This window comes from Methanobrevibacter sp. (genome assembly GCF_045130115.1).
GTDB lineage: Archaea > Methanobacteriota > Methanobacteria > Methanobacteriales > Methanobacteriaceae > Methanocatella.
In genome coordinates this window covers 1-19094 of sequence record NZ_JBGUPC010000049.1, presented here as the reverse complement: position 1 = coordinate 19094, position 19094 = coordinate 1, and the positions used below count along the sequence as shown (strand labels likewise).

General features: G+C 36.2%; 9 protein-coding genes. 7 read left to right on the top strand and 2 right to left on the bottom strand.

All coding sequences use genetic code 11. From position 1 onward, the window contains the following. The first annotated feature begins 72 nt into the window (after positions 1-72). The 7 genes from ACJMML_RS08485 (at position 73) to hisB (ending at position 15338) form a co-directional block, all read left to right on the top strand. Positions 73-7269: a DUF3344 domain-containing protein gene (locus ACJMML_RS08485; RefSeq protein ID WP_405306893.1), complete on the top strand. Its 7197-nt coding sequence runs from the start codon at positions 73-75 to the stop codon at positions 7267-7269. Between the two features lie 140 nt (positions 7270-7409). Then, positions 7410-11411 carry a DUF3344 domain-containing protein gene (locus tag ACJMML_RS08480; protein WP_405306892.1) on the top strand — a complete coding sequence of 1334 codons (4002 nt, stop codon included), beginning with the start codon at positions 7410-7412 and terminating at the stop codon, positions 11409-11411. Positions 11412-11501: 90 nt separating this feature from the next. Then, positions 11502-12086: a flavodoxin family protein gene (locus ACJMML_RS08475; protein ID WP_405306891.1), complete on the top strand. Its 585-nt coding sequence runs from the start codon at positions 11502-11504 to the stop codon at positions 12084-12086. 49 nt (positions 12087-12135) lie between these two features. Beyond that, complete coding sequence (locus tag ACJMML_RS08470) at positions 12136-13695, top strand: flippase (protein WP_405306890.1); 1560 nt, start codon at positions 12136-12138, stop codon at positions 13693-13695. A gap of 119 nt (positions 13696-13814) precedes the next feature. After that, positions 13815-14507, top strand: a complete 693-nt coding sequence (locus ACJMML_RS08465) for a TOBE domain-containing protein (protein ID WP_405306889.1) — start codon at positions 13815-13817, stop codon at positions 14505-14507. A gap of 9 nt (positions 14508-14516) precedes the next feature. After that, a complete protein-coding gene (locus ACJMML_RS08460) occupies positions 14517-14720 on the top strand; it encodes a 4Fe-4S binding protein (RefSeq protein ID WP_292600098.1) in 204 nt (67 codons plus the stop codon). 39 nt (positions 14721-14759) lie between these two features. Continuing rightward, positions 14760-15338 (top strand): imidazoleglycerol-phosphate dehydratase HisB, encoded by a 579-nt coding sequence (gene hisB / locus ACJMML_RS08455; protein WP_405306888.1) that lies wholly within the window; start codon positions 14760-14762, stop codon positions 15336-15338. A gap of 20 nt (positions 15339-15358) precedes the next feature. On the opposite strand, the gene ACJMML_RS08450 is transcribed toward hisB, so the two are convergent. Together ACJMML_RS08450 and ACJMML_RS08445 are read right to left on the bottom strand one after the other, a co-directional pair. Further along, entirely contained in the window at positions 15359-18691 is a 3333-nt protein-coding gene (locus ACJMML_RS08450) for a hypothetical protein (protein WP_405306887.1), read from the bottom strand. A gap of 169 nt (positions 18692-18860) precedes the next feature. Next, positions 18861-19094: F420-dependent methylenetetrahydromethanopterin dehydrogenase (locus ACJMML_RS08445; protein WP_405306886.1), on the bottom strand; the 234-nt coding region annotated here is incomplete at its 5' end.

Here is a 19094-nt window from a genome sequence, read left to right as displayed (position 1 = left end):
GGTTATAATTTTATTATTACCTTTAATAAATTTATTATTTTTTGTATTACAAAAAAATAGGAGGAAATAATTTTGCAAATTAATAGAAAGAATTCGATATTATTGATTGCATTACTTTTAACATTATTGATATCTATTTCGTTTGTAAGCGCACAAGAATTAGATGATTCAAATAATGGCGAAGTGGCTATTGATAATGACGAATCTGTTGTAATTGAAAGTCAGGATGGGTCAGATGACTTATCCAGTGAAAGTAATAATGAAGAACTAAAAGATTCAAGTCAAGTCGTCGAAACAATCCCTCAAGTCGATACGGGTGTTGTTTCAGGGGGAGTTGATTTAACTACATTTAATGGTAGAACTACAACTGGTAGTGTAGTTTATACAGTACCGGAGAATCAAACCGATCTTAAATCTGCAATAGTCGTTATAAATGTCTATTCTGGCAGTGGCAGTGAAAGCTATGGTCTTTATTCCAATGTCACATTAAACACAAACAATGGACTGGAAGTTTTGGGATATGAAACATTAACATTCGATACAAATCTCGCAAACGATCCAAATGTTTATTATGTAAATGACCACACTACCAAACAGTACTCCGACTATCAAATGGTTTATGATATTACAGACAAGGTAAAAAACTTGAGCCCGGGTGATACCATCACCGTTGGTCTTGAAAACACCAAGATACCAGACAAACAATTTGATGGTAGTATCAAGTTAATTGGACTGTTTTATGCTTATGACGATGGAGATGATGACAAATTTACTTATTGGCTACATTTAGGTCAGTTATGGAGATCTTCAAGCACTGGTAATTTTAATTTTGCAACTCAGAACTATGATGGTAGGAAAGATGGTATTTCCTTAAGAACAATTGCATTATCAAGTACACTTGCAGATTCTTATAAAATCAACAATGTTGAAATTGCCCCTACTACCGTAACTCCGGGTAGTTATTATTCTCAGGACATTAAGTGGGACAATATCGGTTATGCATTTGAATTGGGAAGCGATACCAATTTCTTCTTTGAAAAAAATTCCGGTTCCTATAAGACTAATCTTGCTCTTTTAGTTGCCGGTGAACCATATGAAACTGAACCTTTAACAGAAGTTTATGTTAATTATGCTACCGGTTCTGATGATTATCCTGGAACAACTGCAGGAAGTCCATTTAAAACAATTGAACATGCATTAAGCGTAATCGAACCAAATGGAATTATTCATTTAAGCGGTGTCAACTACTTGGATGGTATTGATGCTAATGGACTAACCATTGATAAAAACGTTTCTATTATAGGTATGGGTGATAATGCTGTAATCGATGCCGATAATAATGGTAGAATATTCAGTATTGGTGCCTACACTGTAAACTTCTCTAATATAGTATTCGCAAATGCTAATGTTGCCAGTGCTAGTGACAAACGTGGAGGAGCCTTATGGGTTAATGGAGCTACCTTAACAGTCGATAATTGTAAATTCATCAATAATACTGCAGGTGCAAGTTCATCCTACGGTGGAGCTATCAACTTAAAATCATCAACTGCAACCATAACAAATTCCTATTTCGATGGAAACTCTGCTTTTTACACCGGTGCCGCAATTAATGCTGAAAATAATAATATCTTATTAAATATTTCCAACACCGTATTTACTAATAATGAAGTTATAAATACCGGTTGGGCTACTGGAGGCGCCATTTGTTCATATGGAACTGTAATAATTGACAGATCCATGTTTTATGGAAATATATTGGCAAGCGGTAAAAATGGAAGAAGTATCAATCAATACACAACTGGAGCTTTAACCATAACCAATTCTATTTTACTTGATGGAGATCTCTCAGTTTATCATGCAACTCCTGCCAATGCCGTTTTAGCAAATAACTGGTGGGGAAACAATGATGCTAATAAGGCTACAACTCCTAAAGACTTAGGATACACAAATGCTGACGGATCATATTTATATCTTAACATGACAATGTATGCGACAGGTATGAATGTAGGAGATACTGCAACCGTTAACATTAACTTGCTTTCAAGTGATGGCAGCGAATTTGATGTACCAGATCTCCCTGCAACCATTACAGCTACAGGCGGAACTGTCAGTGTTGAAAGCATTAATCTTGTCAATGGCGCTGCTTCCCTCACATATACACTCACCGAAACTGAAAATAATGCTGTAACTGCCGATATTTTAGGATTTACAGATACTGTATCATTATCCTCTGAAGATGTGGTTTCAACTGCAATTGTTTATGTAAACGCAACTGGAGGTTCTGATTCAAATCCTGGAAATAGTTGGGATAAAGCTTTCAAATCAATCGAAAAAGCGGTAAGTGCTGTAGATGAAGACGGAACTATTTATGTTGCTGACGGTTTCTACACATTAGGCGATTCTGTCCCAGCAGCAGGTATTTCAATAACTAAAAATATTAAAATCATCGGTGAAAGCACAAATGCTGTAATTTCCGGTGAAAACGCAAAAAGAATATTCACTATTGCTGTGGGTTATACATTAAACATTACCCGATTAACTTTAACCAATGGTAGAGGTTCTTACGGTGGTGCAATTCAGATTGAAGACGGTGGAAATACAAATCCTATCCGCCAAGGGTATTTAATCATTTCTGATTCTATTATTTCAAACTCTTATGCCGCTAATACTGGAGGAGCTATTGGAACAAATAGGGGATCTATCGATAACATCAATAATGTTACATTCATAGGCAATAGCGCTCCTACCGGCGGTGTTTTAGGTTCACAACAAAAAGGAACCATCACAATTGGGGATAATTGTAAATTCATAGAAAACACTGCTAACGGTCGTGGTTCCGCCATTTATGCTCAAGGAAAAATAACCACAGGTAAAAACAATCTATTCTATGGAAATGTTGCAACTGGTAACTATGGTTATGGAACAGTAGGTGGTTATGGATTTGATATAGGACCTGCTAATGTATTCATTAATAACAAAGCAAAAACCGGTGGAGCATTATATCTGGCTGGAAACAGTTACTCAGGAACCGGTAGTTATTGTATATTCATCAATAACACTGATAATGATGGTCGTCCTATTGGAAAACAAAATGCAAATCGTCCAGTAACCCTTAATAACTGTTATTGGGGAACAAACACTCCTGATTTCAGTACCTTGTCTAATGGAGCTATAACTTATACCAATTATTTGGTATTGGACATTACTGCACAAGGTAACGCTGTTGCCGGAGAACCTATTGTAATTAATGTTGATTTAACTAAACTGAATAATGGTGCAACTGCAGACATTGACTCACTTCCAAGCACTCTTCCTTTAACATTCGCTGCTGTAAATGGTAATGTTAATCCTGTAGAGACCACTCTTGTAAACGGTATCGGAACAACCACATACACTCCTGCCGTAATGGGTGAAGGTTCCGTCACTGCAAATATTTATGCACCTGTTGGAACTTTAGACTTAAATGTCGCTCCTGAAGCTGGAACTGTATTTGTTAATTACGCTGGCGGTTTAGATACTAATGCTGGTGATAGTTGGGAAAATGCTGTAAAAACCATTCAACATGCATTAAGCATTGTTGGAGAAGGTAAAACCATTTACCTTGCTGATGGCCACTATTATTTGGATGGTGTTGATGTTGAAGGTTTGACCATTGATAAGAATATTTCCATTGTTGGTCTTGGTGATGAAATAATCATCGATGCAAATAATACAAGCAGAATATTTAATATTGATGGTTTAACAGTTAATTTGAATAATTTAATTTTCGTCAATGCAAATGTTTCCAATGCTGCAATTAAACGTGGTGGAGCACTTTATGTTACTAACTCAATTTTAAACATCGATAATTGTAAGTTCATTAACAATACTGCTGGAACTAGTGGAAGCTATTCCGGTGCTATCAATTTAATGACTTCAAATGCTGTAATTACCAATTCCTACTTTGAAAACAATACTGCATGGTATGGCGGTAGTGCTATCAACGCTCAATCCGGTAATATTTTTGTAAATATTCAGGAATCTCAATTCATTAACAATAGAGCATTAAACACCGGTTATGCTATGGGTGGAGCACTAATGATTTATGGTGATTCCATAATTAACAGATCAGTTCTTTTCAATAATAGTTTAGGCGATAAATCCAGAGCAAATGCTGGTCAAGCAATTAACTATGGTGCAGGAAATCATGTTCTTGTCAATTCAATATTGATTGGTGAAGGATTATTAACCATTAACCTTGGAAACAATGCTGTTGCTTCATTAGAAAATAACTGGTGGGGAAACAATGACACTACTAAAGACATAAATCCTAAAGACTTAGGACACACAAACGGTGATGTAGAATCTTACTTAGTTTTATCCTCTACTTTAAGTCAAGAAAATGTTTATGCTGGCGATTTAGTGACTATCACAACTACATTAAATGGTAATGTAGTCCAATTGCCTGCAGTATTTGATGCTATTTTAGGTAAAATAACTCCTAATGAAACATCCATGACTGATAGTGTTGTATCTACTTATAATGCTACTACCCTTGGTGATGAAGTAATTACTGTAGATGTATTGGGAATCAAAAACGAAATTAAATTTACAGTAAAAGAAACATTGCCTGAAGTGGAAATTACTAATGTAAAAACTCAATGGAACGATGGAATTTACCCTGGTGTCAATAATACTTTCACCATTACTTTAAACAATGCTGGAGAAAGCACTGTTGAAGGATTAGTTCTTGAAGTTTATTCAGATGAATCTGGTGAGTTGATTGCTAGCTATACAATCGAATCATTAATCAGCGGAACTTCAACAATTGCTATCACTGATCCTACAATCCGTCCGATAACAGAACAGACTGTATGGCCTGCTGCACAAAATAATAAAATCAGATTCACATTTAATTTGATGAGAGGCCAAGACTTGGTTACAACAAGAAGTGTTGATAAAATACTTGCATATAACGGATACCTAAACAAAACATATGCCTATGGTGGCCATGACAATATCATAAACAGGAATTTCACTGTCACTGGAGATATTATCATCGCTACACAAGATGAAAGCGTTTACATGGATCAATATTCAAGATTCAGAAATGAAACCTGGAACATTGTAACACCTGAAGATGCAGAAAATATCAGGGCATTCTTATACTTCAACTATAACTGGGACACTTCATTCTTCCCTAATGGATGGACATTAATATTCAATGATGTTGAAATAACTTCCGATCATATCTCTTTTGAAAGAGATAGAGGCAACCTCGGTGGTTGGGGTGCATATGACTATGGTCTTCTAGTATTTGATGTAAGTGAGTATTATAAGGCAAATGAGGAAAATTATTTCGCCATTACTAAAACAGGCAATTGCGCATTATATCCATCTACCTTATATGTATTATATGACATGCCAAATAGCCACGTAACCAAAGAAGTTTACTTCAGCGATATTTGTGACGTATTTTATCCAAATTATAATATGGAAGGTTTTGATGACAAAATTAAATTTGTAGTAGATTATAATGGATTGAATTTAGAAAATATGACTGAAGCAACCTGGTATGTATTCACTGGTTCCTCTTCAATGTATAATAATCTTTTATTCAATGATAAGGAAGTAGAAAATGCATTCATAGGACGTACTTCTAACAGTTGTTATGCTTTAGAATTAGATGTAACTGACAGTATTTCTGAAAACAATAGGGTATGGTTTGTTTCAACCACCCGGTCTACAACTACTGTTGCTTATGAGCAAGTTCTGGTCATTACTAAAATGGAAACAGTGGAAACTTCCATAGAAATCACTTCAATCCAAGGTAACGGCACTATTTCAGGAATTCTAAAAGATAATGCTGGTTTAGGTTTAGCAGGTCAAACCATAAAATTGACTGTTGATGGTGCAGACTTTGCAACTGCCGTAACTAATGATGCTGGTGAATTTACAATAGTCGGTAAAAACGGTGTAAACAACATAATTTTCGAAGCAAACGGTGAATTTTTAGCTTCAAGCAAATCAATCACTTTAAGTGATATTGCTTCAGATGAAGAAACCAACAAAACAATTTCTGATTTAGAGGCACAATTGGCTGAGGCTCAGGCTAATGCTACTGCTTTGGCTGATGAGCTTGCTGATGCTAAGGCTAATTTGACTGTTGCAAATGAAACTATTGCCGGTTTGGAAAGTGATCTTGCTGTAGCAAATGAAAAAGTTGCTAATTTAACTGCTCAATTAGCAGATATTACTGCTCAATTAGATAATAAAACTTCTGAAGTTGCTGATTTGACTGCTCAATTGGCTGAGGCTCAAGCTAATGTTACTGCTTTGGCTGATGAGCTTGCTAATGTTAAATCTAATTTAACTGCTGCGGAAGCTGAAATTGCTACATTGGAAGGTCAACTTGCTGATGCTCAACAACAAGTCACTGATTTGACTGCTCAATTGGCTAATGCTAACAGTAACATTACTAATTTAACTGAACAATTGGCTAATACAAATGCTCAATTGGCTGAGGCTCAGGCTAATGCTACTAGTTTGGCTAGTGAACTTGCTGATGCTAAGTCTAATTTAACTGCTGCGGAAGCTAAAGTTGCTAATTTAACTGCTCAATTGGCTGAAGCTCAAGCTAATGTGACTGCTGCGGAAGCTAAAGTTGCTAATTTAACTGCTCAATTGGCTGAAGCTCAAAAACAAATTCAGAACATGACTTCTGAATTAATTCCTACAAATATTGCGGTTAGTGCTTTGAAAATCAAAGCTTTAAACAGTGGAAACTTCCAAGTTACATTAACAGATAGTAAAGGTAATGTTTTAGCTAATAAAACAGTATCCATTATTATTAATGGCGTAACCAAAAAAGTGACCACTGATGATAAGGGTATTGCAAAATTGTCAGTCAAATACTCAAAAGCAGGCACTTACAATGCTGTAGTCACATACATGGGTGATAAAACATACGCAGCTACTGTAGCAACCGGTAAAATTACTGTAACCAAAAAAGCTACAAAAATCACTGCTCCTAAAAAGAAATTTAAAGTTAAAAAGAAAACCAAAAAAGTTAAAATAACTTTAAAATCTGAAGGAAAAGCTTTGGCTAAAAAGAAAGTTACTCTAACTGTCAAAGGTAAAACTTTCAAAGCTAAAACCAATTCAAAAGGTGTAGCTACCATTAAAGTTAAACTCAATAAACGAGGAACTTTCAAGTACAAGGTTAAATTTGCTGGTGATGGAGCTTACAAAGCAGTCAGTAAAAAAGGTAAAATTTTAATCAAAAAATAGAGATTAATTTCTCTATTTTTATCTATTTTTTTAAAATTTGCTCATTTTTTTAAACTTTTTGGAAAAACTTATATTATTATTTTTAATAAATATATTATCTGAATAATAAAATATTATTAAAAATTATTAAGGTAAAGACAATGTTTAATAAAAAATTTTTGCTGATTATTTTAACACTAATTATCATCGTTAATGCAGGAATTGTCTTTGCTGAAGACACTAATGATTTAAATCAAACCTGCAGTGATTCGGACATATTATCTATTGATGATGAGAGTGTTGACTTGCAGGAAGTTGAATCGTCTTCTGGCGATGGAAAATTAGCTGGTTCTAATGAGGATATTTTAAAGGATACTGTCATAAGCGATGACATCCCTCTTGTTGAGAGGGGTGTTGTTTCAGGAGGTGTGGATCTAACAGCGACACACCCATGGGCGCCTAGTGACAGTGTCAATGGTAATCGTGGAGGAATAACTTATTTAATACCGTCAGAAGCTACTGACATTAAGTTTGCATATGTTTATGTTAATGTTTATGCGGGAACTGCACAGCCAACTTATGATATAATTGCAAATACTACTATAGCCACTGTTAATGCCACTTCCACTCATTCAGAATATTTGTGGTATCCAAGTGGAGTGATTGACGGCACAAGATTTGTTTTGAATGATTATATAGACAAAGTCTATTCTGATTATATGATCTTTTATAATATAACGGATATGGTTCAAGGATTGAATGGGACTTCAGTGTCTGTTGATGTTCTTTCCCTGCCTGGAAACAGGCAATTCGACGGCAGGATTAAATTGGTATCTCTAATTCTTGCATATGATGACGGTGATGATGATGAGGTATTCTACCAGTTTAATGCAGGTCAAGCATGGACAAATGCCAAGACTGCTGTTTCTTTTGATGCCGGCGAATTTGAACTTGGGGAATATGGTAAAGCAACTCTTACAAATATTGGGCTTTCAAGTAATGATGCGTTTTATGAGTTGAACGGTATGCCTCTAATTTCTCAGGAGGATTATGGGGATGTTTACATTGATGGAAGTTATTATCAATATCATGAGTGGGATTTGACTGAATTGTTTGACTCTGAGTTGTATTTGGAATGCACAGCCAGTTCTTCCGGATGGGCTTCATTTAAAGAGGCCATGTCCCTTTTGGTCGTTGACAACAGCTATTATTCTAGAGAGTCCGTCGGCGGTGAGGAACTCTCATTCAGAACAGAGTTTTCATTAGGAACAACTCCAATCATCCTTGTTTATGCAGGTACCAATAATACCATAACCGCTTCCGTTAAAGTGAATAATGCAGGAACTTATAACCTTAAGTTATTGGTTGATGGTGTGGAAGTGGACAGCGTTAACGTTAATTTGCAAAAATTGGTGGCTACAACAGTTCATCTCACTGACCCTACAATCAGGGCTGTTGACAAAAACACTGATTATAAGGCAAATCATGATAAAACTAATTACACTTTATTATTGTATTATGATGGAGAAATGGTCAATTCGTTTTCCAGTCTAATTCCTATTCTTTACAATGGTCTTTTAAGTAAAGATTTTGCATATGAAACAGGTTATGACATTCCATTCTCATACAATGCTTCAATCACTGGGGATATTGTAGTTAAGGTTAAAGATGAGACCACCTACTTGGATAGAAAAGATTTAAACAGAACCGATGTTTGGAATCTGGAATTGCCTAGCGGGTCTAATCTCGTTAGGGCATTTATTTATGTTCCTTATAATTACTATATTCCAAATTATCTCAATAACATTACAGAAAATGAAAATCTGATTGAGGCCACATTCAACGGAAACAAATTGAACGTATGCGGATATTATAGGGATCAATCCAATATTCTTCATGCATTTACAACTGAATATCCTTATGCAGTATATGGATATGGTGTTTTCATTTATGATGTGACTGAATATCTTAGAAATGGTGATAATACATTGTTCCTCAAGAAATTTGACGAATATCCTGCATTAAATCCAAGTACTTTAATATATATGTATAACAAGACCGGTAGCGATACCTTAAAATTTATTTATATCGATAATACTGCGGATATTCTTGAAAATTCTTATAATGTAGCCAATAGGCCAGTCGAATTGAATACCAGATTCAATGTCAGTTCTGAATTGGTTCAATCTGCTGACTTTTACGTTTTTGCTGCAACAGATGATTCTGGGGACGATGCATACATTGTTTTTAATGGTGAAAGAACCAAATGGACAATTGAAGGCAGGCAAACCTCTTTGAAAAAGTTAGATATTAAAAGAACAGTTAAGGATATCAACAATGTCACTGTTGGCGCTTATTCAAATGTGCCTGGCTACAGACTCTTTGCATTGCAGCAAATAATGGTGTTGACTAAAAAAATACAGACTTCCGTTTCTTCAATAAACACTGAATATGATAATGTTGCCTTTGCGGGCACTTCTAACAAAGTATACATTGGAATTAAAAACACAAGAAGTGGTGAATTTACAATTAATCTCTATGCTGATAGTGCATTCATAGGTTCACAAGACATTGTTCTAAATGGTAAAAGCACTACAATATCATTTGCAGACCCAACCCTCAGGCCTATTGATGCAAATACAGTTTATGGTGGGGACAATGATAAAGTCAACTACACTGCTGAAATAATATTCAACGGAGAAAAGATTAGTTCATATTCAATTAGTGCTCCGATATTATATGATGGTTACTTGGGAAAAGATTTCTCTTATCCTTCAAATGCATTTAATCCTTTCTTTAATGGAACAATAACTGGGGATATTGTTATTGATGTCAAGGATTTCACTTCCTATCTTGATAATTACGCCACTTCTAGAATAGATGGGTGGACTGTAACTTTACCTGCTAATTCCAACTTTGTAAAAGCATTAATTTATGTTCCTTATAGTTATTTCAATCCTTATGAAGGTTTAAATGAAGATTTAAACATGTTTTCAACAAAATTCAATAATGTTGAAATAAATCCTATTTTATTGTACAGGGATCAAATCAACTTTGGAAGCGAGGCAGATTATGGATACGGAGTATTGGTTTATGATGTAAGCCAATCAATTAAGGAGGGTTCCAATTCATTCGCTTTAAATAAGAAATCAAATATTCCATTTGTTTATCCGTCAACCTTAATTTACATGTACAATACAACTGGAAGCAAAACCATCAAGGAAGTTTACATTTCAAATGATGCTGATTTACTTTCTTTCACTGACTTCAATGAATTAAATAGGGAATCTAAAGTAGATTCAGTATTTAATGTTAATTCAAGTGGAAAAATGGGCGCTAAACTATATATCTTTGCTGCAGGAGCTCAAAAAGGCGAAGGTAATGTTATTTTCAATAATCAATTAAATGAGGACGTATGGGATGGAAATACCAATTCAACAAATCTGTATGCATTAGATATCACCAATTCAATTGCGGATACCAATTTGATTTCTTTTGTTTCAACAAACTCTTATTTATTGGCATTACAACAGATTATTGTAATCACCAAAGAAGCTCCTGGGGATAGTGGGGATGAGGCAATGAAAGCTACTGTAATTCCAACAGCAGTATCAACCACATATGGTTCCGGCAAAACTTTTGATATCAAGGTTTTAGATGCTAATAAAAATCCTGTTGATAATTTAAAACTAACAGTTAAAATTTTCACTGGCAGTAAATATGTAACCAAAACTTTGAAAACTAATGCTAAAGGTATTGCAACATTCACTGGAGCATCCACATTGGATATTGGTAATCATAAAGTTGAAATTACTTCATCAAATGCTGAATACAGCATTTTAAAAACTGTTTCTTCAATTAAAGTTTCTAAAGCAAATACAATCGTTTCTGCTAAAAAATTAACTGCTAATTATAAAAAATCTAAATACTTTACAGTCACTGTTAAAAACAAGGCAACAAAAAAAGTAGTTAAGGGCATCATTGTTAAGGTTAAGGTTTTCACAGGTAAGAAGGCCAAAACTTATAAAATTAAAACAAATGCTAAAGGTATTGCTAAATTAAATACTAAAAAACTAAAAATTGGCAAACATAAAGTTGTAATTTCATCCGGAAACAATAAATATGCAATTAATAAAAAATCTACAATTAAAATTAAAAAATAGGGATTAATTTCTCTATTTTCCATTTCTTTTTTCAAAGCCTTTTCAAGAAATTGCTAAAATATTTTTACTATCCAAACCAAAAATATTTTTATGAAAATCTTTGGAATTTGCGCAAGTCCGAGAAATGATACAACTCATTATGTGTTGACACACGCTTTGCACATACTGAAAAGCCATGATTTTGAAACTGAAATGTTTACCTGTCAGGCGAAGGATATCAAGCCATGTATGCATTGTGATTACTGTTTGGAAAACAAAAGATGCATCATCCAGGACGATATGGATGGGGTATACAGGAATCTCCAGGATGCGGACGGCATAATATTGGCCACTCCGATTCATTCAGGATCCATTTCATCAAATCTTTCAGCAATAATGGATAGGACAAGAGCTTTGGAAGCTATCGACTACAATCTCCTGAGAGGCAAGATTGGAATGAGTATCGCAGTCGGAGGCGACCGTACAGGAGGGCAGGATTTTGCCCATCTGGCCAACATCACATATTTCATGATACATGGAATAATCCCGGTAAGCGGAGGGCCTTTCGGTTCCAATCTGGGGGCTTCTTTCTGGTCACAGGACTCAATTGATGAAATAAAGAGGGATTCATATGGCATGGAGTCATTGGATAGGACCCTTAGGGAGTTTGAAAATTTCTTAAATAAGTACATTTAAATAGTAAAATTAAGTTACATATATGTAATAACTCTTTTTAGGTTATATTATGGCAAATAAGTTGGTAAGAGGGAGTCTGATAATTTTCATAGGAAATATAATTTTCCGTTTGGGAGGTTATATTTATCGTTTTTTAATGGCGATACTTTTAGGTCCTACCGCCTATGGTATTTTAGGAATCACTCTGCCTTTTCAAGGAATTTTCCAGACATTATCTGCAGGTGGGCTTCCTCCAGCGATAGCAAAATATGTCGCTGAATATGAGGCGGTTGATGAAAAGGATATGGCCCGTCAAACTATTTATACGGCCTTGAAGATAATGGTTTTTCTAGGATTGTTCTTTGGAGTGATGATGATATTCGTCGTAGCTCCTTTTTTGGCTTATACTTATTTGCAGAAGCCTGCTGCATTGATACCTTTGCAGATTGTTGGTTTAATCACTCCATTCAGCGTAATTGTGGGCGCTTTTAGAGGGGCGTTTCAGGGCGTCTATAAGATGGAGTATATCGTGTATACCCGTGCTGTTGAGCAGCTTGGTATGATCTTGTTTGCTACCGCATTTGTTTTGATAGGCCTTTCAACTGTCGGAGCTTTATGGGGTACTGTTTTAGGCTATTCATTATCTGTGGTTGCGGCAATCTATATTTTTAAGTTTCACATGGGCAAATACATTCCAAAAGCAAGTGATGACTTTATATTCACAAGGCGGGACGAGTTGAAGCTTGCAACAACATTGGTCAAGTTTTCAATTCCTGTTATCATCACAGCCATTGCGGAAATGCTCATTTATAACATTTGTACTATTGTAATGGGTAAGTTTTTGACTTTTAACGACATCGGATTTTTTGCAGCGGCAGATCCAATTTCCCGTTTGCCTTTAATCATATCAATTTCCATTGCAACTACTATTTTGCCTGCTTCATCTGAAGCTTTTAAGCTCAAGGATATTTCCGCTCTGCAGAAATATGTTTCTGAAGCTTATAAGTTGTCACTCTTATTCGTTGTGCCGATGTGTGTCGGCCTTGCATTGTTTGCGACTCCTACCCTTGCGATTCTATACTTTAAGAATCCTGCCTACATTGCCGGTGCATCAGCCTTGGCGATTTTGTCAATAGGTATGACTTTTTATTCAATATTTTCAATTTCAACCAGTATCATTCAGGGTATCGGAAATCCTAGAATTCCAATGTATATTCTAATTGGTGGAGCAATCGTTACAAGCGTATTGAATTGGGCCATGGTTCCGACTATGGGTATTGCAGGTGGAGCCCTTGCAACCACTATTGCATGCTTGTTTATGATGATTCCATGTGTATTTTTCGTATTCAGACTCACAAAGACAAAGGCTCCTACCATGGCAATTGTTAAAATAATAGTTGCTGCAATGATAATGGGTGTAGTTGCATTCTTCATTCCAAAAAGCACATTATGGCTATTCCCAGGCATCGTTGTGTGCATGGTTGTCTATTTCTTTGCATTGATTTTGGTCAAGTTCTTCCAAAAGGATGATATAGAAAGTTTAAGGGACTTTTCAAACAATTTAGGTCCTTTGTCAAAAATCATTAACAAACTCCTGAATTTTGTTGAAAGATTGGAGTTTAGGGACTGATTTCGGCGATGTGAATTTTTTCTTGAAATTATTTTCGAACATGTCAATCTAATTTAAATAGAAAACATATTTAAATATGATAAATAAAAATATTATTGTTATATTTCGGGGGATTTATAATGACTGATGTTAGTGCAGGTGTTGAATATAAAATTAATGTGGATGGCAATTCCTTTTTGCTTGACAGCAAAAAGTACAACTTGCTTGTGTCTATTTTAGAGACTGGTTCTCTAACAGCAGCTGCTAAGGAGATTAATGTTTCCTACAGGACTGCTTTAAATTATATTGATAAGATTGAATCCACTCTTGACGTTAAGGTTGTAAGCACCACCAAAGGCGGAAAAGGTGGGGGCGGAGGAACTTCCCTGACCGATGAGGGATACTCCATTTTAAAGGAATGCAAAAAGATCAATGCAATCATGGAGCTTCACAAGGATGTCAATGAAATCGAAGCCACAATTGTCGACATCAATGATGCCAAAGGCGTAATGACCATCAAGAATGAGGAGTTTGAAATCAATGCTCCATTGAACAGGAATTACAAAATCGGCGATGAGATATTGGCCTTGATAAGTTATGACAACATCTTTTTGATGTTGGAGCCGCAGACCTCAAGTATCCGTAATATCCTGAAAGGGCAGATTGTTGAAATGAGGTTAGAGGGTGAAATTATCCGTGTCAAAATAAATGTCGGCGGAGTTACTTTGTGCTGTGACATTACAGTGTCTGCAGAAAAAGAATTGAGCCTTAACATTGGTAAAGAGGTTTATATAGGATTTAAAGCAATGTCAGTTGCTACTTTAAAATTATAAGGTGATATTATGCCGTTGCAAATTTTAGTCGATGAAGATAAATGTATTGGATGTGGAAATTGTGCTGAGATTTGTCCCAAATCTGCTAAAATTTGGAAGGTTGGTAGGGTTGCACGTATATTGGATTTAAGATATTGTCATGTTTGTACACTATGTGCCATGGAATGCCCTACAGACTGCATTAAAATTATACGTCCAGGCGAAGATGCCTAAATTATTGAAGCTAAAATTAATTATTTTGTAGGTTAGATTATGACTAGAATTTCAAATGTTTCAAGGAAAACATCAGAAACCGATATTGCAATAAGTATGAATTTGGATGGAGAAGGTAAGTATAACATCCAGACAGGCGTTAACTTTTTCAACCACATGCTGGAATCATTTTCCAAACATTCAATGATAGATTTGGATGTTGAGGCTGCAGGTGATATTGAAATAGACGATCACCACACAGTAGAGGATGTTGGAATCCTTTTGGGCGAAGCGTTTCTTGAAGCAATTGGCGATAAGAAAGGCATAAAAAGGATGGCGCATGCCATAGTTCCTATGGATGAATCAGTTTCAACAGTTGCAATCGATATAAGCGGACGCAGCTACTGCAACATGAGCCTTGATTTTAAGAATGAAAAGATAGGGGACATGACCTCCGATGTCATAATTCACTTTTTCGAATCATTCTCATCCAGCGCAAAATTGAATATTTACGGAACAGTCGAAGGTGCAAACGACCACCACAAGGCCGAGGCAGTCTTCAAGGCATTTGCGAAAGCTTTAAAAGAGGCAATCAAGATAGAGCATGATCAGATTCCCTCTACAAAAGGAGTATTATAATCAATAATACTTTTCTTTTTTTATTTTATAGTTATTCTAATTTTTTTACTTACTGGCTTATAGTTTGAATTTCCAGCATATTTGAAAACTGCACTGTATTTTCCTTTTTTGCTTAACTTTTTAAGGTTAAATGTTGCTTTGCCTTTGGTGTTTGTGGTTGCCTTGTATGTTTTGCCCTTAACTTTCAAGGTGAGTTTTACTTTTTTCATTGCCTTGCCTTTGTTGTTCTTGAATGTCGCAGTTATCTTTTTGCTTTTTGCTTTGGCCTTAAATTTTTTGGAAGATGCAGTAAGCTTTGGAGTTGCCTTCCCAACCGTTACCTTGACGGTTCTTGCTGAAGATTTATAGATGGCGCTTCCTGCAAATGTGATTTTTACAGGATATTCCTTGACAGGCAGACTTACGGATATCTTAACCTGTCCCTTTGCATCTGTTATTTTATTGTAAACCTTGCCGTTCAGCTTAACAGCAACGTTTTGTCCTGCTAAAGCATTGCCCTTGTCATCTTTAAGTGTAACAACCAGGTTTTTTGCAACATTGTATGTGGTGCTTATGCTAGGAGCTGTTATCTGACTGCCAATTTTATTTATGGTAATGTGGGCATTCGCCAATGAAGATAAATAACCGTCATCTCCGGTGAATGATATTTCAGCGGTGTAATGGCCTGGAATCAGGTCGATTATAAATGTGGCCTTTCTGTTGTCATCGGTAGCTGCAGTATGATTTATTCCGTTCAAATTAATTGAAATCTCCTTTCCTTGTACTGCATGGCCTTCGCTGTCTTTTAAATAGACAATCAGTTTTTCATTTGAATTATAAGTGACGGTCATGTTATTCGCTTCAATGAGTGTTCTTGAACCTACATTGACTGTAAAGGTATTGGAGTATGCCTCTCCCAATTGGATTTTATCATTGTATTTCAGTGAAATTTTATGATATCCTGACGGAAGGTCTGAAATCGCTATTGTGAATTTGCCGTTTTCCACTTGATAGTAAGTAGGCAGGTTTCTATCAATGGAAATGGATAGTGAGTTAAATGGACTGTCAGGAGCTTTGAATGAAATGTTCACACCGAATCCGCTTTCAACTTCAGTTGGAATGTCGGCTGTGATGTTTTCTGAGTTTTCAATTACATAAACCCCTTCAATCAGGTGATATTCTCCGCCGGAAGTATCAAAGTCCAAGTAAAATTTGTTTAAACCTGTGGTTTTGCTTGACAATTCGATTGATGAGATTCCATTGGTTATTGCATCTGAAGCCAGCAATATTCCTTTTTCGCCATTGCTGTAGTCATATACATTTAAGGTACCGTTGACCCATTCGTTTGCATGGATTGTAATTGCGAATTTTTCGTCAACGCTCACATAATCCGGTGAAGTTACTGTTGGGGATGTTAAACCGCTTAATATTTTATCCTCATCATGGCCGATGATTTTATTGTCCCTTCGAACCTGCAGCCCTGCCCAGACAAAGACCTCTTCAAATCCATTTTCCAGTGCATCGTCCATTGACTGATTTATCAGTTTCCAGTATTGGTCCGCATATTCGGGATTTTCAACAAATCCTCCGAAATAATGCAGTCTGTCTGCACTGAATCCCAATTCCTGCCCTATGGTGTATGCCTCTTGGTGATGCGGATTTTCAGAGATTACCCAATCGTAATCCTCAATCTGGAGAATGTCCAGTTTGGAAGGTGAATATGCATCAACCAGGTAATTTGCATCTATCATCATTGGAGGAACTCTATCGGTATCAGTAACGCTTGGTGGGAAGAACAAGGCCATATATAATCCGTCGATATACTTTTCGCCCTTGACGACTTCACGAAGGGCATCGCTGTAATGTACCAGCTGCTGATTCAGCCAGTTCATGACTGACCGGTTATATTCACTGTCCTTGGCATTGTAATATTCAGGTAGGGCAGTGCTGTGTTCTGCTAAATATTTGGCTTTTGTTGAATTGTCATAGAAGCATGGGGACTGGTTTGGCTGTTGATTTTCATTCCACCACCACCAGGATTCGCCCATCTGCAGAATAGGTCTGAATCCATTGTTTACAATAATGTCCAGACATGCTTCGCTTACCATCTGCATATATTGAATGACATCCTCATTGCATGGGCTGTAAAAGAATGTTGACGGGCTCCATCCGGTCATGGCAAAATTGCCGTTTGCATCCATTTGCCTCCAGCTTTGAGGGCATTGCATATTCTCCATGGAAAGACTTATGATGAGGTTTTCAACACCATTCTTTTTCAATTCACTGGAATAACAGTCCAACCAGGATCTAAATGCAGTGCTCAATGGCACGTTTTTATCTAAGACCATTTTTTCGGTTCTGTTGTGGTTGAATCCCATATCAGAAATCACGTCTCCAACAATGCCTCTTTTCTCATAAAAGTATGAAGCGCCAATGTATAGGTCAGCCCATCCGACATAGCCTAATTTTCTCATTTCCTTGCTGATCCTCATTGGATTAAGATTGTAGATATCGTCATAATCTTCACAGAGTCTGTACTGATGAGGGCTTAACGGCAACTGTTCGTTGCTGATTTCCCCATTGCCGACGGTTATGTTGGATATTTTACAGGTGAAATTTTCATTTTCGGTAATTCTATATTGTGTGCTGCTTTCAACGAAATTTGCGGGAAGCAGTGAAAGCATGATGTATTTCAGGTTTGTCACATCCAGTTTTGTTTCCCTGTCAACGATTACTCCCTGCCCGTTCCTGTCCAGATAGGAATTTCCCGGCAGCAATGTTAAATTATTGAAATCTATGCTGACGTGATGGTTTTCAATAAAGCGGTTCATTGTGATGAAATAGGTTTCTCCGGTATTGGCCGCAATTATGATGTTTATCCTGCTGTTTGAGAAATCCATGCATCCGGTCATCTCATAGTCAAAGTCCAATGTCACGCCAGAATAATTGCTGCGGTTTCCATAGCTTATATATGGATGCTGAATGGGATCTTTTGAATTCCAGTATAATCCGATAATGTCATTTTCGGTACGGAAAGTTCCGGTAACGGTCAGGTCATGTGGTGTTTCGCTGGTAACTGATGCACTTGATTCAAAATTGTTGTTTGTGGTCCAGCAGTCGCCCCTGAAAAGATAGTATTTGTTGTCATATGGGATCTCTTCATGATTTTCGGTGCCGTTTGAATTCAGTGCGTTTTCATCTCCTTCATTTGGAGTTATATAAATATCATCTCCATTGCGGGATTCCCCGTTTAATGCATCAGGCGACTCACCAATGGATTCAGTGTCATTTTGAACGGCATTGTCCGCTGCATTCACGGTGCTAATCATCATTATTAGCAGAATGAAAACCATTAATATTTTAAAAATTTTCAAAATAACACCCCATATCCAAGACTAATACTATTTTTTTAATTCAATAGTTATTAAATTATCTAAATGTAAATTACAGATAGGGTGCAATATATTAAAAATCAGTAGATAAGATGGTCTGTTTGGATGGTCGGTTAAAAAAAAGAAAAAAATAAAGTAGTAATTAAACTACTTATTCTGGTTTTGAGATTAAGTCTGTTTTACAACCTGGGTTTCCTTCTTTCATGTGAGGGGTTCTTAAAACAGTATCATTTGCTTTTTCGATTTCTCTTGCTTCTTGTGCTAATTTAGCAGCGCATGCAGCAATTTCGTGAGCAGCAGCTACTAATGGGATGAAGTTTTCGAAACCTTTAGTCATGAAACAACCTTTCATGTCTAAGTTAGCAACGGATCCAGCCATTTCGTA

Coding starts and splice junctions, on each gene's coding strand:
- ACJMML_RS08480 (WP_405306892.1), top strand. CDS start 7,410: ATGTTTAATAAAAAATTTTTGCTGATTATTTTAACACTAATTATCATC.
- ACJMML_RS08470 (WP_405306890.1), top strand. CDS start 12,136: ATGGCAAATAAGTTGGTAAGAGGGAGTCTGATAATTTTCATAGGAAAT.
- hisB (WP_405306888.1), top strand. CDS start 14,760: ATGACTAGAATTTCAAATGTTTCAAGGAAAACATCAGAAACCGATATT.
- ACJMML_RS08465 (WP_405306889.1), top strand. CDS start 13,815: ATGACTGATGTTAGTGCAGGTGTTGAATATAAAATTAATGTGGATGGC.
- ACJMML_RS08475 (WP_405306891.1), top strand. CDS start 11,502: ATGAAAATCTTTGGAATTTGCGCAAGTCCGAGAAATGATACAACTCAT.
- ACJMML_RS08460 (WP_292600098.1), top strand. CDS start 14,517: ATGCCGTTGCAAATTTTAGTCGATGAAGATAAATGTATTGGATGTGGA.